A 21,279-nucleotide genomic window follows, 5' to 3' on the forward strand; every position below is an offset into this window, starting at 1 on the left:
ACGATTGGCTCTGATGGCTCAGATCCAATTTCAATCGATGGCAACTTCACTACAACGCAAGGCTCTGATGGGGTAGTGAGCTACCAATTAGATACTGCTGCAACACCAGTTGATGGTCTGACATCACAAGGTGTGGCCGTCACGCTGACGGAAACTGCAAACGGCGACGGTAGCTACACTTATGAAGCGACAGCAGGAACTGAAGCAGTATTTACGCTGACCGTTAATGCGGATGGTTCATACAACTTCACGCTGCAAGGTCCAATCGACCATGCGACGGGTAGTGATGAGCTGACACTGAACTTCCCAATCATCGCGACGGACTTTGATGGTGATACCACCACAGAAACGATCCCAGTCACCATCGTGGATGATAAGCCAACCATTACCGATGTCGATGCAATTACCGTTGACGAAGATGACTTAGGCACGATTGGTTCGGATCAGACTGGCCCGATTTCAATCGATGGCAACTTCACCACCACACAAGGCTCTGACCGAGTAGTGAGCTATCAGCTTGATGCTTCAGCAACACCAGTGGCTGGACTCACATCACAAGGCGTGGCAGTCACATTGGCTGAAACCGCAAATGGCGACGGCAGCTTTACCTATCAAGCAACAGCAGGCACCGAGTCGGTCTTTACACTGACAGTGAACACTGATGGCTCTTATAACTTCACGCTTGAAGGCCCAATCGATCATGCTGTTGATAGTGATGAGTTAACGCTCAACTTCCCAATCATCGCAACAGACTTTGATGGCGATACCTCTGCTGAGACAATTCCTGTCAAGATCGTTGATGACAAGCCGACACTTGGTGGAATCGAAGCAACAAGTGTGCAAACGGTTGATGAGGACGATATCCCAACAATCGGATCTGATGGTACACAGTCGAACAGCATTGCCGGTAACTTCATCGCGACTGATGGTTCTGATGGCATTGTCGAGTACAGCGTTTCTGACCTAACGACGCCAGTACAAGGCCTGACCTCTGGTGGTCAATCTCTGGTTATGGTTGAAGTATCAAACGCAGGTGGCGTTTCAGTTTACGAAGCTCGTATTGATGGCACGACGACACCAGTATTCCGTGTAACCCTCGATGCCTCTGATGACAGCTACACGTTCGATTTGCTCGCTCGTCTCGATCATCCAAATGCTGATGGCCAGAATGAACTGATCATAAATTTACCGATAAACGCGACTGACTTTGATGGAGACGTGTCGAACAACATCACCTTACCAATTACGGTTGTGGATGATGTTCCGACCATTGATGGTTTGCTAGCAGGCAGCGAACAAACCGTTGATGAAGATGACCTACCAGCAGGTACGGATGCTGCAAGTGCAGAAGATACTGTTATTTCAGGTACTTTTGATATCACCGAAGGTGCTGACCAAGTTGCTTCTATTCAGCTGAGTGACCTGACCACGCCAGTTGCGTCACTGACTTCAGATGGTGACGCTATCACCTTAGTTCTGTCTTCTAGCGCAAACGGCGTGAACGTATACCAAGGTGTCGCTGGCAATCCTGCTGAAGTGGTTTTCGAACTGACGTTGGATGCAACGAACAACACCTACGAGTTCGATTTACAGAAGCCGCTTGATCATCCAGATGGTAATCAGCAAAACGAGATTGTTATTAACCTCCCTGTGACGGCGACAGATAATGATGGTGATACTTCACCAGCCTTCACATTGCCAATTACCGTTGTGGACGATGTTCCAGTTGTTACCAATATTGAAAGTCTACGTGTCGACGAAGATGACTTACCTCTTGGTTCTGATGGCACTAAAGAGCCGTTAACGGTATCAGGTGAATTCGAAGTCACTAGCGCAGATGGTATTGATGCTTTCGAATTGGATCTGAGCTCAAATCCTATTCCGAACCTGAAATCGGGTGGAGAAGAGGTAACACTTTCTCAAGACGTTGGCGCTTCAACTGCTGACGCGCTTGTTTACGTGGGACAAACTCCGGGTGGAGTGACGGTCTTCACGTTGACACTTCATCAAGATGGTAAATACGACTTTGAGTTATCTGGTCAGTTAGATCACGCGGTTAACTCTGATGAGATTTTGTTGAATCTACCTGTGAAGATCACGGATGGCGACAACGATACCATCACTGCGACCTTGCCAGTTACGATCGTAGATGACAAACCAACCATTGATGCTATTAGCTCTGGTAGTACCTTGTCTGTGGATGAGGATGATATTCCAAGCCAAGGTTCGGACGACACGCCAGAATCCAATATCATTGGTGGCAACTTTGACGTTACTGATGGTGCCGACTCTATCGTTAGCTTCCAGTTGGATAGTTTAACATCGCCTGTTTCTGGCCTTACCTCAGGTGGTCAACCGCTTGAGTTGGTTGAGTTTTCAAATTCAAACGGTGTGATTGAGTACCGAGCTTATGTACAAGGTACGACGGACACCGTCTTTAAACTGACGCTAAATGGTTCAGCAGACAGTTATGAATTTGAACTGTTGGGTGCACTTGATCATCCTGCGGGTAACGATGAAAACTCGTTGGTCATTAACTTCCCAGTCAACGCGACTGATTTTGATGGCGATGTGTCCAATAACATCACCTTGCCGATCACCGTGGTGGACGATGTCCCAGCTATTGTGAAAGTGACAGACTCTAGCCAACAAACCGTTGATGAAGATGATCTTTCCGGTGGCTCTGACACGACAAGTAGTGATTCAACGGTATTGAACGGCGGATTTGAGGTCGTTGCTGGTGCAGACAAGATTGTCAGCTACCAAGTTTCAGACCTCGATGCAGTCGTGTCTGGTTTAACGTCGAACGGCAGCAGCATCGAGTTGAATCTAGTAAGCACGAATGGTGGAGTAACCAGTTACGAAGCGGTTATTACTGGCACATCAACTAAGATCTTCACGCTGTCTCTTGATGCGAATAATGACAGCTACCAATTTGAGCTGTTGGGACCAATCGACCATGACGCTGTTCAAGGTGAAAACAACCTTGTCATTGATATTCCAATTACAGTAACAGACTTTGATGGTGACACGTCATCATCACTGAATCTTCCAATTACCGTAGTTGATGACATTCCCGAAATTAAATCAGCAGATGCTTTGGCTGTTGATGAGGATGACCTTGCCAACGGCTCTCAGGCAACCAACAAAGACAGCCTAGAAGCAACGGGCAATTTCGATACGGTGGAAGGGGCAGATACCGTTGTCTCTTATCAGCTGGATCTTACTTCTAACCCGATACCAGGAGTAACTTCAGGTGGTTTTGCGGTGACTTTAGTTCAAACCGCGGTAAGCAACAACAACTTTACTTATCAAGGTCAAACACCTGATGGTAACTCAGTGTTCACACTAGTTTTGAACGCTGACGGCTCTTACAAGTTTACGCTTGAGGGTGCGCTAGATCACTCAACTCAAGGCGAAGATACACTCATACTTGATCTCCCAGTCTTTGCGACCGATGTCGATGGTGATACGGCAGGTATTAACTTACCAGTGACGATTACCGATGATGTTCCAACCTTGCACGATGCATCTATTTCGCGTGTTGAGGGGCAAGGCAGCCGCACGGTTCGTTTATTCCGAGACCCTGTAGAGGGGGATGATGACCTTGGTGCTGACGGCGCACAATTGACTTCATTCTCGGCTGATGATTCAGGCATTTACTTTAAGCAAAATGGTGTTGATTCTGATTCTGTCGATTTGAACGGCAGCGACCAAGTCGTATTTGTTCACAAGGTTCTTGACGGAGTGGATACTGAAATCGGTCGTTTGGTTGTTCGAACCGATGGCAGTGTGTCATTCCGTCCGAATGACGACCTTGACCATACCGAAACCGACTCGATTGATTTCACCATCAACGTTGTTGCAACCGATGGTGATGGCGATATCGCAGATGCCGATGTGGATATCTCGATAAGAGACCGCAATGCGCAAATTGACACGTCTACCGTTACTGCGTTCGAAGACCAAGGGCGTGATGGTGTCGTTGTGGGCGTTGACTCTGCAAATACTCAGGACAACTTGTCGACGCTGGATGTTAGCCCTGCGAAAGTCGACTTGGTTATCAATTTACACGATATCGACCGTAACGAGAGCTTAGGTGACATCACTATTCGAGATGCTGATACTCACAACGGTACGTTCTACTACAGAGACGGCAGTGGCAACTACATTGAATTAACATCTGTGGGCAATACGGTTGTTCTCGACGCATCAAATGTTGAGCAGTCATTCAATGGTGAGCTTGTCTCGTTAGATAACTTGTACTTCGTACCAGATCGTCATACATCAACCGATGCTTCTGGTATCGATCCTCGTATCCGCGTGGAAATTCTTAACAATGGTACGCCAGATCATACGATTAATGGTCGTTTAGACATTGAAGTTGCTGCTGTCGCAGATATTGCAACGTGGACGGCAAGCAGCGAATTTAACTACTCGGTTGATGAAGATGGAAACAATGTCGCACTTAACATCACGGCTGAAACCCAAGACACTAGTAACCCAGAAGGCATTGTGTACGAGCTTGTCTTTACACAAGGAGAAGGTAACGCAGAGTTAGTCTATTCAGATGGTAGTGCGATACCAAAATCCGGTGGTGTTTATCTGGTGGATGCAAGCCGAATTGATGAAGTTCAAGTTGATCCGATAGATAACTTCTCGGGCGAAATCAGAATTGATGTCACCGCTATTACGACGGAAAACAACAATCCACTGCTTGGGAAAGATACCGCTCGCTCAGAAACCGAAACCATCATTATTGATGTAAACCCAGTTGCGGATAAAGGTAGTTTTACTGTAAACCGAATTAATGTGTTTGAGGATAATGCTCGAACTCAAAATACGGTAGACCCTGTCACTGATCACGATCCACTCCAATTAAGTGAAGTGATCACCATGAAACCATCAGCGGACTTAGATGGTTCTGAAGCGTTATTTGTGCGCATTTCTAACTTCTCAATTGATGGGGTTACTTTGGTGTGGCTGGACTCAGCAAACCCAAGTCAGATAGTAGAAGTGACCGATTCAGGCGGCAATGTACTTTATTACGAAGTGCCAGAGTCTGAATTAGCGAACGTCGAAGTTCTTCCTCCGTTGCACAGCAATGATGACTTTACTTTCAATGTCGAAGGCATTGTGAAAGACACAGCATCATTGTCTACCGGTACGACAGAAGATGTGTTGTCACTGGGCAGTAAGACCGTCATCGTTGGTGTAAAAGGTGTTGCTGACATACCAGACACGGTATTAATTGACGCGGGGAACGTTTGGAACCGATTCGTAGACGGAGATGTGGCCGGAATAGAGACGACTATTGAAGAGAATGGTGTTGTAAACCTCAACTTCTCGGTTGTATCTGGTGAAGTTGCCGATAGACCACAGGATGATTCAGAAGCCATTACTGTTATCCTGTCCAACATCCCCGACGGTGTTCGTGTCGTAGATTCAGACGGTTCAAGCGTTGACCTCACCTTTGTTGGCTATGATGGTAACGGTCAACCGATTTACGAAGCAAACATCACTGGGCTGAATTTTAATTCCGGTATTCAAATTATTCCAGAAGCCTCTTCAACCGAAAACATTGCGATTACAGGGACGATCATTGTTACCGAGAATGATGGTCATAGTCGTGTGATTGAAAGAGAGGTAAGGATCAAGGTCGAACCCGTTATTGATGCTCAAGATAACTACGTTGTTCGATCGGAGGGAGATGAAGATACGCGCTTTGACATCGATTGGAAACCGACGCTCGTACAAAGCCCTGATACCGATGAATTCTTTAGTGATGTAACCATCTCTGGATTTCCTCCAGGCAGCACGGTCTATGTAGATGGTGTGGCACAAGCGCTTGTTTCTGGAACACTAACGCTTTCACCGCAAGCCGGTGAATCAGAGCAAGATTTTTCCGCTAAAATCTCTCAAAGTGGCTATGTTCAAGTCCAGTTGGAGCAGGATTCAAGTACTGACTTTGACTTGACCACGACCGTCACTGTGAAAGAGATTGACCATGAATATGTTGACGCTTCGAATCCCGGTGAAGGTATCGCTGAGAAAACCATCAATGGTACGGTGAATGTCCAAGTTAATCCAATCGTTGAGCCAGAGGATAATACGGGGGCAATAGATGACCAAACCCGTCTGCTTGTCACTGAAAGTGGTGGTGGTGCTACCGATATCGTGAAGTCAGATGATCAAGGTAACATTGACTTTACGATCAACACTTCTATGGGGGGCGAATCTGGCGCTCATATCATTAAATACCAAGAGTTTGATGCGTCTTCAGATGAAGTGGTGACTCAACTTGTTGTTCAATTTCACAATGTGGACCCTGAGATCCTCAACCAATTGGTTATCGTCGGTGCACTAAATGAAGGTGGAGGTCGTTGGACAGTAACTAATGAAGACAACTTCTCAATTAAAGCGCCGTCTGGACTTGATTTAACACCAAACGATGACAGTGACGATGGCGATAACGGTGGTCTCTCTCAAATTGGCTTAACCATTTACGCAGAAGTGAATGATTTGGGCGAAGATTTGGGCAACGAAAAAGATGCGACGGTCGTGCGTCAAACGGATGTGACACTAGAGTTTCCAACCGTCCTCACACCGAAAATGAGTGTAGCGGCAGAGATTCAGGTGGCTGATGATGTCCAAATTCAAGCGTTGGAAGACAATTCTATTAACCTTGGTGCTCAGTTGACGTCGAAAGTCGATGCGATTAATGCAGATGGTGTGGAAGATGTCTTAACTATTATCGTCGATCCTTCAGCTCCTGGCATTCCTCCTGATTTGGTGATCACGGGGACGGATGTTGATTTTGTCAATGGTAAATACGTGTTCCAAGCCCATATCGATGCGAGTGGAAATATTACTGGCCTTGATGGCTTGACGATGCACTTGGCAGAAGATTACGCAGGTGATTTCGAATTACCAATTCGGTTTGTCACTAAAGACACTGAGTCCGGTGATGAAAAAGAAAATAATGTCCAGTTTCCAGTTCAGGTTTTACCGGTTGCAGACGTTCCGAGTTCAGCCGGGGATCAGCCGTTGGATAGCGATGTCACACCGAATGTAAAAGTAGATATCGTTGGTACTTTCGGCTTGGATGCAAACAAACAACCTGTAACTGATCTAAATAACGACGTTCCCACGGCGGATGGTGTTGGTTACGAAGATGGCTTAATCCAACTTAACTTGAGTGTTGATTTTGCCGATCAATTTAACAACACTCAAGGTGGTCGAGAAACACTAACGAACATCAAGTTAGAGCTTGATGACACAACATTAGGTGAGTTTGTTGATGCCAATGGTAACAGCTTAGGAACCAGTATTGAGTTTAATGAAGCTGAGATTTTAGCTGGTGCGCTTGACAATGTTCTGTTTAAGCCAAAAGAAAATTACCCCGTAGGTGGTGGCCAAAATACCGTCAAGATTAATATCGAGGGAGAAATTACTGATGAAGCTGTGTTTGATCAGTCTATCTTGAATAACTCTGGCGATAATATAGATGTGAGAACCTTCACTGACGATGTCACATTTGAAGTTACGCCAGTCGTTGATGACATTACCATTACAGGTGCCGATCCGACGCAGCCAATCACGGTGATTGGTGACGAAGATACTTTAATTTCGCTGAATCAATCGGGCTCTGGTGTTTCGATCAGCCTGAACGATAATGACGGTTCTGAGAGTTTCGTTTCACTCAAGTTAACGGGGCTTCCTGATGACTTTATCGTTAAATCCAATTCCTCTGATTATGTTGTTAAGAACAACGGTGGGGGCGAATGGAGTATTCAACTAAAAGATCTCACTCAGACGTCCATTGACCTGAGTGACATCCAAATTAAACCGCCAAAACACTTTAGTGGCGAGGCTGAGATAGGTATTACGGTCTTCATTCAAGAGGAGTTGCTACAAGTTCCAACGGAACGAAACAACAACTTTACGCTTATTGTCAATCCTATTGGTGATGATGTTGATGTGAACCCCGACACTTCGGCTGCAGGTAATGAGGGCGAAGACATTGTTATTAATGTAAATGCGTTAGTGGTTGATAACAAAGAGTCCATCGGAGATGGTGCAAACTACCAGGAAAATGATCCAGAGACGCTGAGAGTTGAGGTCTCCAATGTCCCTGATGGGGCGAGTGTTTCATTACCTGATGGGACAGTGTTTACTGACCAAGGCGGCGGCATTTTTGTCTTAGAAATCAATGCTCAAGACTTGGATCAAGTGGTGTTTAATTCTGGGGATCGCAACGATAACTCATGGGATGGTTCGCTGCATTTCAAAGTGCAAGCCGTTGATACTGGGCTCGATGGCAGTCAAAGCTTGGGCTCCGCAGAGGAGTTTGATGTCACTGTTGATGTTGAAGCAGTGAACGATCGTCCAGAGTTCGTCAATACCGTGGATGTGGAAACACCAGAAGATACGCCAATGCTGCTTGATGGTTTCAGCATTACCGATATTGATGCCGTACTCGATGATCCGAATGCTGAATATGTACTCAATGTGAACGTCGACAGCGGTATCTTGGAGCTTAATCCAACGCTCATCGCTACTTACAACCTAACCGTGAGCGGTGATGGTACGGACTCCGTTGAACTGAAAGGTACAGTGGCCGATCTAAACAATGCCATTGCAGACGGTCTGATTGAGTTTAATCCAGACCTGAACTTCTTTGGTGACGTTCAGGTGGACGTGACAGTCGATGACCAAGGTAATGAAGGTATCGTAATTGGTGGGGTAGATGACACCCTAAATACCAACAGCAGCAGCTTCAATATTGAAGTGACAGCGGTGAATGATACCCCAGAAACTACGCCAGTGACGCTACCGGATATTGAAGAAGATAGTGGTGTGTTCTCCATCTCTGAAGCGGATCTTATTGCGAATGCGACAGACGTAGAGAACGATAACCTCACGGTCAGCAATGTTCAGTTAACGGATCCGAATTCGGGTAGCATTACTTTCAACAGTGGTACGGGAGAGTGGGAATTTACCCCAGCACCAGATTACAATGGTCCAGTTGAAATCACGTACACCATTACAGATGATGGCACGACAAGTGGTGCATCCGATCCTAAATCGGTTAACGGCAGCGCATCGTTCAACGTAACGGAAGTCAATGATGCTCCAACGACGTCTGAAGTGGTACTTTCTGATATCGCAGAAGACAGTACGGCGGTTGAAATTACCCAAGCTGATTTGTTAGCGAATGCTTCTGACATTGAAAACGACACCTTGATGGTGAGTAATGTCCAGTTGGTTGACCCAAGCAGCGGCACATTGGATTTCGACAACGTAACAGGTACATGGTCATTTACTCCTGCGCCTGGCTACAACGGCAAGGTCGATCTGACCTACGACATTACCGACAACGGTACAACGAACGGTGTTTCTGATCCTCAAACGGTGTCAGGAACGGCGACCTTCGAAGTCACTGAGGTGAACGATGCACCGGTAACATCAGAGGTAACGTTGAGTAGTACGGAAGAAGATGGTGGTTCGGTAACTATTACGGCTACTGAGTTGCTGAGCAACGCAAGTGATCCTGAGTCAGACAACTTGACCGTCGATAATGTTGCGTTAGTGGACCCAACTTCCGGCACGTTGACTCAAGTGAGTGCGACAGAGTGGACGTTTGAACCCGCAGCAGATTTCTTTGGTGACGTTAATTTCACTTATGAAATCACAGATGACGGAACCACTAACGGCGCTCCAGACCCAATTACAATCGCGGGCACAGCAGTGTTGAATGTTGAAGCGACCAATGACGCACCTGAAATCACTGCAACGTCGGTAACGGATACGATCAATGAAGCTGATGGCCAGAAAGTAACGGGTATTAGTGTGAGTGACGTCGACTTTGCGGGCGCACAAGCAAATGAAAGCATGACCGTGACTCTTACAGTTACCGAGGGCGACCTTCGTGTCGAGCCGCCAGCAGGTAGTGGTGTGACTGTTGGGGCGGGGATGGCTGGTGAAATCACCCTAATGGGCACACCAGATAATATTAACTCCGTTCTTGGAGCAACAGACGCTTCTGAGGGTGTATTTGTGGATGCAGGAGATGTCAACGCAGCTTCAATCACTTTATCGGTGAAAGTCGAAGACAACGGCGTGTACTTCGAAAATGCATCGGGTACCGCATTGGAAGCGAATCAAGATTTCACTATCAATGTGACACCTGTAGCTGATGCACCTACATTGAGTATCAATCCTCAGTTTAATTACATTCGTCAAATTGCGGCTAGCCAAACCGCAAGCAGTCAAGGTTTAGCGATTGTCGGAATCATGGCGGCGCTTACTGATATTGACGAGGTGCTGTCTTTGGAGCTAACGGGCGTACCAGCTAGTGCTGAGGTAACAAGTGGCGTTTCTCCATCAGGCATTAGCTTCGATGGTACCACTTGGACAGTACCAAGCGATGAAATTGATACGCTAGAAATTGTCGCAACAGATACTAACAGTGGTATTGATGTCGGTTCTTACGATATTTCGCTTACGGCCATATCAACGGAATCTAATGGCGATGAAGCGCAGTCTTCACCTGTCCAAATTAGTTTGGATGTGAGTAGTGATAGCGACGATATTGACCAGTCAACCGCAGTGGACGACAGCTATTTAGTCGGTGGAGACACAGGTATCAACTTGATTGGTGGCGACGGTGACGACGTTATTCTGGGTGGCGATGGCGATGACGTGCTTATCGGTGGCTTAGGTTCAGATATCTTAACGGGTGGAGACGGCAGTGATATCTTCAAGTGGACGGTAGATTCCGTTGATGAAGGGGCAGTGGATACCATTACTGACTTCACTGTTAACGAAGACAGTATCGATTTACGTGAAGTTATCTCTGATCTCAATAACTCAATGATCGACATGGATGATCTGCTTAGTCACATTTCGGCAGACTACGATGCATCGACGGAAAGTGTCTCTCTGAACATTACGACGGATGCAAATGTTCAACAGACAATTGTCGTGGAAAACTTAGGTACTTCAATCGACTTCAACGGTCTCAGCTCCAACGAGATTGTAGAGTCATTGCTGAACAACGGTGTTATTGATAACGGATAAACCCGTATACAACACAAAAATGGGCGGCTCTGATAAGCCGCCCATTTTTTTCGGGAAAGCTTGATTTTAAACAGGAGATATTTGAATCGAAATAGAAAGCAAGAACGAAGCAAAGGGGTTATCTTGTTACGACGTTATAGTGATAGTTGGAAATTAAAATAGCGATAATTTGACGTTAAATCGCCTAAACGTGGATGTCTAGCAAGCTGCCAATGATTTCATTGTTTTTCTCTATGGCAGACGCGCCAACTCGGTTATAACCAGCGGCTTGAGCTAGGTTGAAGAGAGATTCAACTTTTTGAGAGGGAAGGCTAGGTGTTGAGGCTGTTATTGCGACATCCGCAACCGCAGCTAAATCGATGTTGTGATCAGAAAGTTCTTCTTTTACCTTACTTACATTATTGTTAATGCCATGTGCAGCTTTCTCGGCCATTTGTTGTGACATCTGAACGATGTGGTGTCCAGATTGAATTCCTGATACAGGCATATCACTACTCCCAACATTATGATAGTGAGAGCATAGGTGGAGTTTATAAAACGTTCAAGTGTTTTATATCAATGACTTGATTAGGCAAACAGTTTGGCAAGCATTTCTCTTTCTTCACCAGATAGAACCGGTTTTTGCGCTTTATTTAGTTTCACGCTGATCTCACCTTGTAATGACTTTAACTGACTTGCCGTTAAATCACTGAGCTTTTGCTTAAGTTCATTAAATTGTTGTGCGTTCATCTCAATACCTTCGTCGTGATTCGGTTTATCCGTCGTTGCCCGAAATTCTTCATCCTTTGGATACAACATATTTATTCAACCAAAATAGATTAGAATTTGATCGATTGCTTTTTGTCCGAATATTGTCAAGGTGTGTTAAGTGATACGTCAGATTTTTCCTAAGAAGGTACATAATTACCCACTTTGGGGTAGATGGAAACGTAAAAAGAAAAAGGGAAGCGATATAGCGCTTCCCTCTTACATATGGTTTGAATGTTACTAACTTACCCTGACGGCAAACTTACTAGCAAGTGAATGAAGCTCTGGGAGCATGCGATAGATAAGATGAAGTTGCTGCAATACCATGCGGGCAGAGCTGTCGTCTTCATCGCGCCATTCGTTTAAGCGTTGCTCGAGTCCAGCATCATCAATATTAGATAGGTCACACTCCTCACAATGCTGGTGAAGCTGTTTATGAAGTACATCCAGATGCTGATGAATACAACGGTGAGCATCTAAAACGAGTTTATGAATTGACTCATCTTCGATGCGAGTTCTGTGCGCGCCTAATGCAGAAATATAGTTCAACATTGCGTGATTTAACGTTAGGAAGCGAAAACTTTCATCAACAGCTGCGCGATATTTGCCAGGCTCCGCCAGCATCGTACTAATCGCAGAAGAGAGTGAGGCATCATTATTGTGGGCCTGGCGGCGAGCGATACGGTAACTCAAATTGTCTTTCTTGCCGATTCTATACTGACCAATGATCTGATCGAGATACTGCTTGTTCGCCTCTATCGCATCCGACATAACTTTGTGAAGCCTTCTCGACTGCCAGTCGGGCAAAATAACTAATACAGCTCCTACTGCAAGCACACACCCGATGAGGGTATCTGCTAGTCGAGGAAGGACAACTGCGTAACCTTCACCTAGTTGATTAAATAAGAAGAGGACGAGCAGTGTAATAAAACCAGTCGCGTACCCATAGTTGTTCATCCGGAAGGCGAAAAACATTACACCAGAGATAACGATAAATACTAACTGGCTTTCTTGAGAAGGGAAAAAAGTCAGCAATGGTACACCAATCAACAAACCAGCTAATGTACCTATTACTCGCGCCGTCAATTTTTGGCGAGTGGCACTGTAGTTCGGTTGGCATACGAATAAAGTGGTTAAGAGTATCCAGTAACCTCGGTCGATGTTGAATATTTGAATGATTCCATAGCCAATCGTTAAGGCAATTGACATACGTAATGCATGCCGAAACAGCATCGAATCTTTGTGTAAATTTGCTGATATACGCTGCCACATCGCTTTTAGCGTGTGTGGGTTGGTATCGGCGAGGGTATCTTCTTCGAGGCCTTCAACATCTGGGTTGTTAATGTTATTAAGCTGTTTTTCTACCGTCGCTAAGTTATTGAATAAATATGTTAACTGCATCAGAAGACGTTTCCAGTGCCCTTGCTTTTGTTCTTCTAGATAAGCAAGAGAGTTTTGTACTTCAGCTAATGCCAGAATAGATTGATCGGTATGGGAGTATTCATTTCCTAGCTGAATGGCTAGTGCAATATCACGACACGCTTGGGCTTGAGACTCCAAAAGATATTTAAAACGAAACAGCACATCAGAACGTTCAAATTCGGTCGCTAAATCCTGATAGCGATAATGGCTAGAACTGACTCGTTCGTGAATGTCTTGAGCGATGAAATAAATATTTAAAAATCGGTCACTAGGCCCATCAATGTGACCCCGTTTCGATCGGTTAAGTAATGTGGTTTTACAAACGTTTAGTGCCGTAACCGTGGCAGCATTGCATTTTGCAGCTTCAATCCGCAGCGGTTGTGGCGTCAAGTTGGTCACAGGGTGAAAAAGCTTGGCTTTCGCATCAAGATAATTCGCCATTTGGAAGAACACATTGGCTAAGCTTTGTTGCACCGGTTGAAGAGGCCAAAATATCTGCCAAATCATGGACATGAAGTAATACCAGGCGGCACCAGTCAAAAGCAGTAGTGGCTGAAACCAAATGTTGGTGCTTTCATGTGCGCCAAGCATAGTATAAATAGCGATCAGCAACGAACCAAAAGCAATACTCGCGTACTTAGGACCTATCGCCCCAAGAATGATGAAGCCGAAGGTTGAGATAAATAATCCCAACGCAAAAGCCCATGGGGTATCGAACAAGATTTCAATTGAAAAAGCAGCAAGCGCAAAACAGAGAAAGGTGAGAATCAGAGCCTTGATGCGTCCAGTGAAACTGTCATCACTTTCAGCCAAAGCAGCAGCAATAACGCCTAATATTAATGGCGTTATCAGCGTGTTTTGCTCGAAGTACCAAGTTGGGATAACCACACCCAGTAAGGTAATGAGGATAAGAACGCTGTAATTTATCGTCTTGTTTGCCCAATATAGCCGAAATTTAGAAGTTGCTTGCACAATGCGCCTTATGTTTCCGATGAAGAACAGGGGGAATACTACCAGACCCACTATAGCGCGTTTATGATTTACTTTAAGAAAAATTCGTGGTTGCTGATAAAATCAGCAGGGATGTCATTGACTTATATTAAAGCTGCCAGGTCATGTATTGAGGATTGTAAAGCCAGCTTCAAATAACCTCAGCTTTAGGTTATTAAATCGACAGTAATGTGAATTTTATTAAAGAATAGAAGAAGAAGCTTACTTAGGAGCTCGCCGTTGCTACAATTTAGCGCCTTAAAATGATATAAATCGACAACTTCTAAACTAAAAGGCGCACGTTTCATGCAGCTTACTGCCACTAGCAAAGCACAGTTTTTTATTCAAAATGAGTACCATCACGTCGAAATAAAAGAGAACAGTGTTTTATTAAGCTCGATAGGCAGTGAAGAACATATTCCTTTTACGATCTGGAATGGCAAAGTTAGCGTAAAGCGTGGGTTATTATGGAGCTCTTTACAGTTTTTTGCTCATGAACACGAAGGCAAACAACAAAGCTGGCTAGTCCAAGGTTTACCGTGGCCACAATGCCGAAAGTTCGCGCTTGAGGCCGTTCGTCAATATCAAGAGTGGCACAACACTCAGTGCCGAAAACTGGCTGAGTATCTACCTAAGTGGGAAGAAGAGCTTTACAAACTAAAGCACTTGCCTGCTTACTTATCGCATTCTCAAGTGGTCTCCTGGGTTGAAAGTCTTAACCAAGAGTTAAGCGAGATGAAAACCACCCTAGAAGAAGCCAAAATGCGAATGCCGAATCGTATGTCGCAAATAGAGCCTTGGCTCATTGATACCTCTGAGGCGCTTGGTGAGCGTAATCGCGATTGGCTAGAAGCAGAACGTCCAAATTGGGAAGTGCTGTTTAATCAAATTGAATCCTCTCCTTTGAATTTATCCCAGCAATATGCGGTATTACTCAACGACGACCACAACTTAGTTCTTGCTGGTGCCGGCTCGGGCAAAACCAGCGTTTTAACCGCACGAGTTGCCTATTTGTTGCAAAGCCATCAGGCTCAAGCAGAAGAGCTTCTCATGTTAGCGTTCGGTCGTGATGCGGCGACTGAAATGAAAGAACGCTTAGTAGATAAAGTGGGCATGGCGGCAGACGGTGTGCGCGTCAACACATTCCATCAGTTGGGCTTGTATATTCTTAAACAAGTCGAACAGCAACCTGTCGAAATTAGCCCTTTAGCGTTGGACGAAAATCAACGAACGGCATGGTGTGTAGACTGGTTGAAAAAACATTGGATGACACCCACCAACTTTAAACGTTGGCAAAAACATTTAGACAAATGGCCGATTGCGTACCTAAAAGGGGATGATGAGTTAGGAAGCCATTCAGAAAATCCAAAACTGATCGCTTGGCTAGATTCGCAGCTGTCTCATTTAGCGGCGGTAGGGTTGACCAAAAAGCAAGTACAAGAAAAGCTCGTAAACCACCAAGACTATACGCGTTTAAATAGTGAACTCGCCTTATGCTGGCCATGTTTTACAGCGTGGCAGAAAATGCTTAAAGAAAGCAACCAAGTGGATTTCCCAACCATGATCAGTCGTGCGACAGATTATGTGAATAAAGGAAAGTTTGTCTCGCCATGGCGCTTTATTATGGTCGATGAGTATCAAGATATCTCTCCAGACCGTCTGGCATTGATTGAAGCACTGTGTGAATCCACTCAGAAACAAGCAGGTGCGACGTTATTTGCTGTTGGCGACGATTGGCAAGCGATCTATCAGTTTGCAGGAGCGGATGTCGATCTTATCACTGGCTTTAAAGAACGCTTTGCTCACTCAACCGTTCATCACTTAGATACAACTTATCGTTTCAACAATCAGATTGGTGATGTAGCGAATACATTCGTGCAGCAAAACCCATCGCAGTTGCCGAAAACACTAAACAGCCACAAACAACGCAAGCAGAAGAGCGTACATACCGCGCCGAGCAATCAAGTGGAAAAGATCTTGGATCACTTGAATCAACAAGCCAAGCAAACCAAGTCAGTTTTATTGCTAGGACGTAACCATTATCACAAGCCCGATTTGTTCGACGATTGGTTGCGACGTTTCCCTAATCTCGATATTCGCTTTATGACTTGCCATGCGAGTAAAGGACGCGAAGCTGACTTTGTGATTATTCTTTCTGTGGATGAGGGGCAATTCCCCGCTAAGAAGAAGCAAATTCACATTGATGGTGCGTTGACGGAGTCCAAAGACAAATTCCCTTACGCAGAAGAGCGCAGGCTTTTTTACGTGGCGATTACACGTGCGAAAGAGAAGGTTTGGATCACGCATACTGGTGCGGGGTCTGCATTCGTTCAAGAGCTCGTTAATGGTGACTATCCCATCGTGACTTCCCGTTAAATGCAACGTTTAGAATGTTAAAAACAGCAAGGGCGATACTTGGTATCGCCCTTGCTTTATTTGGTTGGCATCAAAGCTTACATGCGTTCAGCAAGATAGGCTTCGTAATCCGGTACTTCGATGTCTACTTCTTGCTCAAGAAGAGGGGAGTTAAACAGGAACTTAGCGGTGGCTCGGTTCGTTGCTACAGGAATATTCCAAACACTAGCAATACGAAGAAGCGCTTTAACATCTGGGTCGTGAGGTACGGCATTCAGTGGATCCCAAAAGAAAACGAGAACGTCGATTTTGCCTTCTGAAATGAGAGCGCCTAGTTGTTGATCACCGCCCATCGGACCACTGATCATGCTCTTGATCGCAAGTCCAGTTTCTTTACTCAGCATGTGTCCTGTCGTGCCAGTTGCGTAAAGGAAGTGACTCTGTAGCTTTTCTTTGTTTTCTTTTACCCAGCGAAGTAGCTCAGGTTTGCAGTTGTCGTGAGCGACCAAAGCCACATGTTTATGGGTTGGCATGGTACGAATGGTTTTTTGCATCAAGATGTTTCCGTTTGTATGATTTTAAAATTGTTGTGACTCAATAGAACACGTTTTTGGTCTTTCAATCAACAGCCTTAACACGGAATGTCGGCCTATATTCTGACGGAGATAACGATTCTTCGATCGTGTCGTCATGAAGCGTCTTCGGAGTCAGTGGTTTGATGGTTGGTGAGGCATGTTTGTCATAAGCTTCACCTCTTAAGTAATGCGTTGCTTGCATCACGGAAAGCCGACCTTGCTGCACCATTTTATCTGTTGGTGCGAAGAGTACTTTGTTACGTAACAGGCCTCGATATACACCATGACTTAAGTACACAGAAACTAAACCGATCTCCTCAGCTTTGCCGGCACTGCGCAGCTCACTGATGGCCGCTTCAATCGCCACTGCACTGCCAACAATGTAATCTATATTTCCCATATCGATCACACGTTGAACTAGGTTACGTTGTAACTCCTTGTCGTTGTCTGCCCAAAATGAGTCAACAATGTTGATATCACTTCCTTGTATCGCTTCATAAAATCCGGCAGTAACGGGTTTCGTACCACCACGAGTTCGCGGCCCCAAAAGTAAGGCAATGTTGGTTTTTCCTGACCCCTTTGGATGGCGAGCTGCCAAATATTGACCCGCTTCGTATCCCATCCAATGCCAGTCAACACCGACAGTCCCTTTTAGCAACTCACTTTGTTCTTCATCCAAGTCGAGTTGGTTCACAGTAGCAAAAACGGGAGTATTCCCCACCCAATTTTTAAGTGAATGCTCGTAAGCCTGTGGGTCCACGGTCCCAAGGATAACCGCATCTGCTCCCCATTGGTTACACAGTGCGAGTTGTTGTTCTTGACGGGTTTTGTTTGGGTAGCCGCCCGCTTCAAGAACTCGTAGCTCGACACCTTCTCTTTTCGCTTCGGACACCATTCCATAGTTTACTGACAACCAGTATGAATCCTTTAGGTGAGGGTATATTGCACATATTTTCTCTGCGGCAACCGCTGGCAAAGAAGCAACGAGGGTTAAAGTAGCTGCAGAATGTTTGAAAAATGTGCGAAATGCGTGTTGATTTTTAACCATGAAATGAAGTTCGTTGGCATAGATTAAGTAAACACTGCAAAATATAACGTAATATGTCGCTGAACACGAACATTAAGGTCATGAAAATATGCTGCTAGCAACTGCAAGCATCGGTCGTAAACTTTTGTTGTCTTTCATTGCGATGGCAATACTGGTCATGTTATCGGCACTTATTGGTGTGTCTGGATTTTCTTTGGTTGCCAAAACCGAAAGAAATGTCGTGGATTCTGCGATTCCCGCCATGATTGAGGCGAGGCAAGTCTCTGAGTTGAGTACTCGTATTATTTCGTCTGTACAAATGTTGTCGAACGCAAGAAACGAGCAGGAAAGAAAGGAGTCAGGGCGAGTGCTGTTCGAACAGCTCGAGTCTTTACTCACTCACATCAAGGAGCTCGGGAGTGAGTCGTTCGATTCTCAATTGTTAGAAGCTTTAGAGAATAACGTCCAGAACGTTATCGACAATTTGGCAGAACTCGGTGTTTCGGTTGAAAAAAAGCTGTGGCTTGCAAAAGAGATAGATACTCGTGTTGAAGAAATGCGTCTGCTCAGTGAAGAGCTAGAACAACTAACTCGTACGCAAGTTCAGAATACAAGCACCATTGCTGTTGCTAACGTCACGCATATTTATGACTTATTAGAATCGAATAAAAAATCGCAAGTTTATCAGGCGCTAGATGCACTGGTGGAGGTCGATCTTGATCTGACTGAGCGATTACATGAACTGCACTTGTTGGCCTTTAAAATGTTGAATCAGATTGAAGAGGCTCGGACATTAACGAATATTGAGCGAATTCAACAGGTTCAAAGTGATTTCGATAGCAACCTCAAAATCATGCAACGCCGTGTACTCGCTGTGGAAGATCCTACGCGCTCTAAGCAAATGAGCCAACTGCTCATAGAGCTTGGTAAGCGTCAGGTCGTATTTTCTATACTGATGCAGCAATACGAGAATAACGAACAGTCACAACAACTGATGCAAAAGACATTAGAGTTGTTCTCAGAGCTTAATGGCACGGTCAACAAATTGGTTGATGATTCAAACAAAACCACTACCGTCGCTGTAGACCAATTGACCAGCACACTGAAATTCGCTCAGTGGTCTTTAACCGTTATTTCAATTGTTGGTTTGATTGTATTGGTGCTGATTTTATGGCGTGTGGTGTACCTTTCTGTTGTGAAGCGGTTAGCTGAATATTCCGCTGCGTTGCTGTCTGTGGCGCAGGGTAACTTAGCGGTTGAGTTGGAAGTGAAAGGCAAAGATGAGTTGGCGCATATGGGGCAGGCCATCATCACGGCTCGTAATACCGCGCAAGCACTAAAAGTGGTAGCAGAGGGTGAAGCTCAAGCCAAGCGAGAGCTTGAGGAGCATAAAGAGCATTTAGAAGAGCTCGTTGAGCAGCGCACTTCGCAGTTAAAACAAGCAAACCGCCGTTTGAATGAAGAGGTTTTGAATCACGCTAAAGCTCGCAAGCAAGCAGAGCAAGCGAGCCGAGCAAAATCGGCATTCTTGGCGACGATGAGCCATGAGATAAGAACGCCAATGAACGGAGTGTTGGGGACAGCACGCTTGTTGATTGACTCAGGCCTCAACCCAATTCAAAAGCGTTATGCGGAAATCATTAATCGTAGTGGTAAAACGTTGCTCGCGATCCTTAATGATGTACTGGATTACTCCAAGATTGAAGCGGGGCATTTAGAAATTCGTCACATGGGCTTTGATTTACACCAAATGGTGGAGGACACTTTCCAGTTAATGAACAGTCGAGCACAAGAGAAGAAGCTGCTGTTCTCCTACCATATTGAAAGTGATGTTAGTCGCTACTGGAAAGGGGATGTCACCAGAATCAGTCAGGTGCTGAACAATCTCGTTGGTAACGCGATTAAGTTCACTGACGAAGGAGAAATTGATATCTACGTTAGCCTGAACCCTGAGGACGAGTCGCAAGTCCTGTTTGAAGTATCAGACACTGGAATAGGAATTGCCAAAAAATACCAGAGAACGTTGTTTGATGCCTTCACGCAAGCTGAAGGTGGGATGAGCCAAACTGGAGGCACGGGGCTTGGACTTGCCATCAGTAAGCGAATCATTGAAGCGATGGGCGGTGTTTTAGAAGTCGATTCCGAAGAGGGAAATGGTAGCCGATTCTGGTTCTCTATTCCGTTAGAGGAAAGCGAACCTGTTGAAACAGGAACCGTGGCAACCGCACGTTGCAAAGTGAAAGCAAAGGTCTTGCTAGTAGAAGATAATGAAGTCAACCGAGTGGTCGCGGAAGGTTTTCTAGAAAGCATGGGGCACCAAGTCGTGATGGCAGAAAACGGCTCACAAGCAGAGCAACTGATCAGCACACAAGATTTTGATATCGCTTTGGTCGACATCAACCTCCCTGATTGTGATGGAACTGAGTTGATCCAACGCTTAAAGCGGATTGAGTGTGATAAGCCGGCCAATAAAGCGCTTGCCGTCACGCCAATGATTGCAGTGTCTGCGCACGTTTTTGCGGAAGAAGTTGAGCGCTATCTAGCCGCTGGTTTTGACGGATACTTGCCTAAGCCATTGGCAAAAGAGGCACTCGCGGCATTGATTCAGGATGCGCTAGACGGAAAGCCGTTGTTGTTGCCACAAAATGCCGACTGTACCCCGTTTGATCAAATTTCGCCTCAAGAACAAGAGCTACAATTAAAGGTCGTTCAAGCACCTAAAACAAAGGAACCCGATGTGGTTATCATTAATCCGAGCGTGATTGAGTCCGATATGAAAATCTTGGGCAGAGATAAGATGTTGCACATTATTAATCTGTTTAGAGCCACCAGCACCGATGTATTAAGCAAGCTGCAAGCGTCTGCTGAGGACAATGATAGTAAAGAAGTAAAGAACCTAGCCCATAAATTAAAGGGCAGTGCAGGAAGTTTAGGACTAACTGCGCTAATGAACGCTTGCCAAGCAATTGAAGCCGCGCCTCAACCTCTAGATACCTATAATGCGACTAAAGATGATTTAGTTTCTCAAGTGTCTGCATCAATTCAAGCTCTGGATGAGTTAATGGCGAAGTAATCCATCGA

General features: G+C 45.3%; 8 protein-coding genes. 3 read left to right on the forward strand and 5 right to left on the reverse strand.

What is annotated here, in order from left to right:
• Positions 1 to 11,082 (forward strand): cadherin-like domain-containing protein (locus tag R7Z41_RS16840; RefSeq protein ID WP_318136384.1); only part of this gene is annotated, 11,082 nt, incomplete at its 5' end.
• Positions 11,083 to 11,266: 184 nt separating this feature from the next.
• On the opposite strand, the gene R7Z41_RS16845 is transcribed toward R7Z41_RS16840, so the two are convergent.
• The 3 genes from R7Z41_RS16845 to yccS form a co-directional block, all read right to left on the reverse strand.
• A complete protein-coding gene (locus R7Z41_RS16845) occupies positions 11,267 to 11,569 on the reverse strand; it encodes a hypothetical protein (RefSeq protein WP_031781170.1) in 303 nt (100 codons plus the stop codon).
• 80 nt (positions 11,570 to 11,649) lie between these two features.
• On the reverse strand, positions 11,650 to 11,880 hold the full coding sequence (locus R7Z41_RS16850) for a hypothetical protein (protein WP_005376575.1): 231 nt from the start codon (positions 11,878 to 11,880) through the stop codon (positions 11,650 to 11,652).
• A 189-nt stretch (positions 11,881 to 12,069) separates the two neighbouring features.
• Complete coding sequence (gene yccS / locus R7Z41_RS16855; RefSeq protein WP_031781171.1) at positions 12,070 to 14,223, reverse strand: YccS family putative transporter; 2,154 nt, start codon at positions 14,221 to 14,223, stop codon at positions 12,070 to 12,072.
• Positions 14,224 to 14,547: 324 nt separating this feature from the next.
• Between yccS and helD the strand changes: the two genes are divergently transcribed.
• Positions 14,548 to 16,617: a DNA helicase IV gene (helD, locus tag R7Z41_RS16860; RefSeq protein ID WP_005376572.1), complete on the forward strand. Its 2,070-nt coding sequence runs from the start codon at positions 14,548 to 14,550 to the stop codon at positions 16,615 to 16,617.
• Positions 16,618 to 16,694: 77 nt separating this feature from the next.
• On the opposite strand, the gene R7Z41_RS16865 is transcribed toward helD, so the two are convergent.
• Together R7Z41_RS16865 and torT are read right to left on the reverse strand one after the other, a co-directional pair.
• Positions 16,695 to 17,150: a methylglyoxal synthase gene (locus R7Z41_RS16865; protein WP_005376571.1), complete on the reverse strand. Its 456-nt coding sequence runs from the start codon at positions 17,148 to 17,150 to the stop codon at positions 16,695 to 16,697.
• Positions 17,151 to 17,214: 64 nt separating this feature from the next.
• Positions 17,215 to 18,264, reverse strand: coding sequence for a TMAO reductase system periplasmic protein TorT (torT, locus tag R7Z41_RS16870; protein ID WP_080960073.1), 1,050 nt, complete (start codon positions 18,262 to 18,264; stop codon positions 17,215 to 17,217).
• A 43-nt stretch (positions 18,265 to 18,307) separates the two neighbouring features.
• Here torT and torS point away from each other — a divergent pair, with 43 nt between their 5' ends.
• Complete coding sequence (gene torS / locus R7Z41_RS16875) at positions 18,308 to 21,271, forward strand: TMAO reductase system sensor histidine kinase/response regulator TorS (protein ID WP_064369292.1); 2,964 nt, start codon at positions 18,308 to 18,310, stop codon at positions 21,269 to 21,271.
• The last annotated feature ends 8 nt before the right edge of the window (positions 21,272 to 21,279 follow it).

It is taken from the genome of Vibrio sp. 1457 (assembly GCF_033340195.1).
GTDB lineage: Bacteria > Pseudomonadota > Gammaproteobacteria > Enterobacterales > Vibrionaceae > Vibrio > Vibrio alginolyticus.

What these genes read in the sequence shown, in the direction of transcription:
- R7Z41_RS16845 (WP_031781170.1), bottom strand. Translation starts at nt 11,569, where the DNA reads ATGCCTGTATCAGGAATTCAATCTGGACACCACATCGTTCAGATGTCA.
- R7Z41_RS16850 (WP_005376575.1), bottom strand. Translation starts at nt 11,880, where the DNA reads ATGTTGTATCCAAAGGATGAAGAATTTCGGGCAACGACGGATAAACCG.
- helD (WP_005376572.1), top strand. Translation starts at nt 14,548, where the DNA reads ATGCAGCTTACTGCCACTAGCAAAGCACAGTTTTTTATTCAAAATGAG.
- R7Z41_RS16865 (WP_005376571.1), bottom strand. Translation starts at nt 17,150, where the DNA reads ATGCAAAAAACCATTCGTACCATGCCAACCCATAAACATGTGGCTTTG.
- torS (WP_064369292.1), top strand. Translation starts at nt 18,308, where the DNA reads ATGCTGCTAGCAACTGCAAGCATCGGTCGTAAACTTTTGTTGTCTTTC.